The following is a 4,333-nucleotide window of genomic DNA, read 5'->3' as shown; positions in this document are numbered from 1 at the left end:
AACCAGTTTTTCCTTAGAGCAGCCAATTGACCTAAAAGGTAAATTGGCTGTGCTTTTTTTATAAAAAGAAATATATAAAGGAGTATAACGTTATGAATCAAGAAAAAGGAAGAGTATATTCTCCTACAAATGTTCAAGAATTACTAAAAATTGATAGCAGTACACTAAGAAAATACGCCATTTTACTTTTAAAAAATGATTATACTTTTTTTAAAACAGCATATAAATACAGCATCATAATAAAAAGAACAAGTAGCTCTAGGCTACTTGTTCCTTTTATTTACCAAATAATTTTGTGAAGATACCTTTGTTTTTTTCTTTGAGTAAAGTCTTTTGTTTTCGTAGCTCCTGAATCTCTAGTGATAGTCTCTCATTCTGAAGCACTAGTTCTTTATTAGTTTCATCTTTTTCCTTCATTTGATTTGAAAATTCACTCGTAATGTTTGCCGTAACCTTTTCCGTAATATCTTCCGTAAGTTTTTGAGTCATGCCCTGGTAATCGCTAATTAGCTTTTCTTGTTGCACAGAAAGTTCATTTTGGAGTTGAACAGCCAGCTCTGTCTTGATTTGATGGAATCCCTCTCGGATAACATCTAAACCTTCGGTTGTGGCTGGGACATTGCTTGACTGAATCGGTAATTCTAAAGCCGCCGCAACTTCCGAAGAAGTTGCGGGAACATTAGCTAATCCCATGAAATCTTTAGCATTATTAAAAAACTTAGCAACGTCCTTCATCGAGCCAAGCCCTAAGTCCTCCTTTAGGGATATCGCTTTTTTAAACAGTTCTATTTCCCTTTTGGTATAAAATCTATATCCATTTGTATCCCTGGGAACTACAATGATATTTTCCAAAGCTTTTTCGTAGTCTCTAAGAGTTGATGCCCCTACTCCTAATATCTTCGAAACTTGATTGATTTTATATGTTTCAAGATTAGTTTCACTCATAATTCCGTAACCTCCTCCGTAATCCAATAGTTTACGGTGCTCCCGCAAAGTAGTTTGCGGAGCATTGATATAACTATACTTCTATGATAACAAATCGAAAACCTTTATAAAATGTTTAGAGAAATTACTAAGGTTTCCCGCAAAGAAAAACTTTGCAACGGAACTATAAAGCGGTTGGTTTATCTAGAAAAACATACTCGTAAACAGAGAAGGTTTCAAAAAGAACTCCTCACACAACTACAAAAACAACAGCAATATATACAGGAGAGTTTAGAGAAGAGAGATCAAGTCCTAATGATTTCAATTAGAGAACTGTAACAGGAGAAACGTATGCTGAATGAACATGCAGCATACCAATAGCGTATACTGACGTATACTTGTTAATTTTATTCGTCAGTATACACTATGACTTAGAACACTATAACTATAAAAAAACACCTCAGAATCAAATCTGGGGCGTTTAACTATTATTTCAATGCTACTAATACTAGTTAAAATGCTAATAAATTATCATGTTGACTAAAATATCAACGTTAATTCCTTTACTAATTATAAATCGAGTTCATACATCTTGGAAAATAAACAAAAAAACTTATTATAAAGATTAAACTAGGTATATTCAACCATACCTAAAATACTATTCAAATAAGTTTATTAGGTAATTTATACACAACAAAAAGCAACTATACCAAAGTGCTCTGCGCAAGATATACTCTATAGTCTAACATAAAATTTCACATACCTTAATGTAGAAGAAAATATTAAATACTAACATTATCTACATTGTCTAGAATCTGTATGACTATAAATCTTAGAATATAACTCCCGTACTTCCCCTTGTGTAATACCTTCAGTTAAAACTAACCCTTTTCCAAACGTAATAAACCACATTCTTTTAAGTCCTACAATCTGTCTTGCAGTTGCTAAGTTAAATCTGTTAGTTGAAACCATAACGCGCATAGCATACACGCTCCTTAAGTAACATAATAGAAACTAAACTATCGTCCCCAACAAATACAAAGTTCCCAAGAAAAGTATAACAAAATAGAAGAGTAAAAACAGAAGAGAGATGTCCTATAAGAAGGGACATCTCTCAAAAAAACAAACACACAACAAGCAAAGAGCTACCTCCACAAACCACGTAGTCCAATTATATAGCTTTAAAGGGACAACAGTGCGCACTTTTTTTATAGTTGTCCCTTTAATTTACGCACATATGATTCTGATACTCCGATAATCCTTGCTAGTTGACGTTGTGATGCGTTAGGATACAATTCCATAGCTTGTTTTAATTGTGCTATTTTATCTTTTTTGGGTGCAACATATTCTTCTCGAGTAACAGACCCACGTTTTACACGCTTCCTTAGCGTGTTTCTGCGCTTAACTTCATCTTTATCTAGTAAAGTACTCAGTTGTTCTTTTTCATCTTGTGTAAAGTGTAAATTAAGCTTGTCCAGTACAGTTGCATTTTTCATTGGCTTGATCAGATTTCTTGGTAGCCCCTTCATCTCGCAATTATTTTTCACATAGGCATCGAAGAATGTAATCGCATCTTTGTACGCATCTTTTGCTGTTCGTTCTACTTCTCTTGTTTTCTGCGGCTCTGTAAATCTATCATTGAGCTGTAGTGTCATTTCCACAGTTGCTACTTGCTGTTTCACAATTAAAGCCGTTGTGAACGCATAGATGTATGTCATATCATGTCTATGATCGATCTCACCTTTTCGCATCTCCACAATCTTCTCTAAATCTGCTTTACGAGCTGTATTTAAACTATAGAGAGTCATGACTCCTTTTGGCGCTGGTAACGTCTGTATAATACCTTTACGCTTCGTAGGACGCTTTTTTTCCATTGGGGGCACATATTCATAGAGTTCCATCAGCTGATATTCTCGTTTCGTCCAAATATCTACCGTGATTTGTTTTCCTGTCTTACTATGGATGGAATATGGCAATCGAAATACACGAGATAAATCCGAACATGCTCCATCTGCTCCCACATGCAGTAACGTTTTGATCAGATTATTTGTTATGTATTGAGCCATGTACCCCATTTGGGGTGCCGATCCTCCAGAAATACTGTAAATTAACTGTGCTCCTCGGCCATGCATCATTAAATTCGGACAAGGGATTGCTCCTTTTGCAACTAATCTCTGTATCTCTTCTTTTACTTGTTCTTTCGTAAGTCCGATCTTATAAAAATCTAAATCTACGCCTATATTGCGTATTTGCTTCAAATCTGACGTTTTACGACTTCCGTGATGAAATGCATTCAAAGATAGATAGACATCCTCTAAGGATAATCTGGAGCTCCTGATGAGGTGTTCTAGGTCATGTAATCCATACCAGATTTGTTTATGCTTCTCATTGCTTAAATCTAGCGTCATGACGTAGCCCGTTTTCTTACGTTCCGAGAGATAACATTCATGCCATTCATCAATAAAAGTTTCTATTTGCGATAGTTGTATCGCTTCGGACATACAAAAAGCCTCCTTATAAGAATAAAAGGAAGCTACACAAGAAAATTTTCACTTTACCTATTTGCCCAAATTTGGTATCATAAAGATACAATTTTATTTATTAAAACAACAGGGTCTAAACACCTTGTGTAGTTTCTATAAGGGCTTTATTCTCGGACCGACCAAAGTTAGAGAATAAAGCTCTTTTCCATTTATTCGATTGTTTTCTACAACAATTGTAACGTAAAATTAGTAATTTTGTAAATACGAGGATGAGCATTACAGCTTGTGCTCGTATTTTTATGTGGTTCTGGTGAATCCAGTTATCTCCGCCTTTTTGCGCGTGAAAATTAGGGAATCCTGTCAAGCCTTGCTGAAGATTAGTAGTGCTGTTTTTGGCGAAGACTTTGCAAAAACGAATGATTCGTACCAAATTATCAGTTACTACTTATTAACCAATGATTATTCTTGTTATGTACGTTTGACTAGTATCCTATTTTGTAATACACAACACTATTCGTTCAAAAATAGCTCTTATTCAAAAAGAGGATACGTAGTATGTGGGGTTTCGCCCGCACTCTAGCCAAAAATATATTAGTTATCAAAATAATTATAACTATATAACTCCTGTTTAATAACCTAACATGATTTTAAATCTAAAACAGGTTTTATTTGTCCTTTGATAAAGGCATATTTAATTTTTTATTTGATAAACACATGTTAAAAACTCTATCGAAACTTATATGATATATCTTTGGTATAACAACCCAAAAAGCGGGTTATAGTATTAAATGAGTTTTAACCCCATTAAAACTTATCTTATGTATCGTATCGGTTACAAATAAAGAGACGAGATTAATCTCGTCTCTTTATTTTGTACATTTGATTATGTATTGTTGAAATTTGTTGTTAAAATACAGGATTTTTAA

General features: G+C 34.1%; 4 protein-coding genes. 1 reads left to right on the top strand and 3 read right to left on the bottom strand.

Annotated features, from left to right (window positions below; genetic code table 11):
* Positions 1 to 92 precede the first annotated feature (92 nt).
* The gene (locus CDB3_RS28915) at positions 93 to 299 is read left to right on the top strand and encodes a hypothetical protein (RefSeq protein WP_128856842.1); all 207 of its coding nucleotides are present in this window, start codon (positions 93 to 95) and stop codon (positions 297 to 299) included.
* Here CDB3_RS28915 and CDB3_RS28910 read toward each other — a convergent pair.
* The 3 genes from CDB3_RS28910 to CDB3_RS28900 form a co-directional block, all read right to left on the bottom strand.
* Complete coding sequence (locus CDB3_RS28910) at positions 277 to 945, bottom strand: MerR family transcriptional regulator (protein WP_128856841.1); 669 nt, start codon at positions 943 to 945, stop codon at positions 277 to 279. The two genes, CDB3_RS28915 and CDB3_RS28910, sit on opposite strands and share 23 nt — an antisense overlap.
* Before the next feature lie 774 nt (positions 946 to 1,719).
* Positions 1,720 to 1,905: a hypothetical protein gene (locus CDB3_RS28905; RefSeq protein ID WP_128856840.1), complete on the bottom strand. Its 186-nt coding sequence runs from the start codon at positions 1,903 to 1,905 to the stop codon at positions 1,720 to 1,722.
* A gap of 227 nt (positions 1,906 to 2,132) precedes the next feature.
* Complete coding sequence (locus tag CDB3_RS28900) at positions 2,133 to 3,425, bottom strand: AsnC family protein (RefSeq protein ID WP_128856839.1); 1,293 nt, start codon at positions 3,423 to 3,425, stop codon at positions 2,133 to 2,135.
* Between the last annotated feature and the right edge of the window lie 908 nt (positions 3,426 to 4,333).

This window comes from Bacillus sp. CDB3 (assembly GCF_002081505.1).
Classification (GTDB): domain Bacteria; phylum Bacillota; class Bacilli; order Bacillales; family Bacillaceae_G; genus Bacillus_A; species Bacillus_A cereus_AT.
Note: the sequence above shows the minus strand (reverse complement) of the source record. Positions and strands in the feature narration are given on the sequence as shown.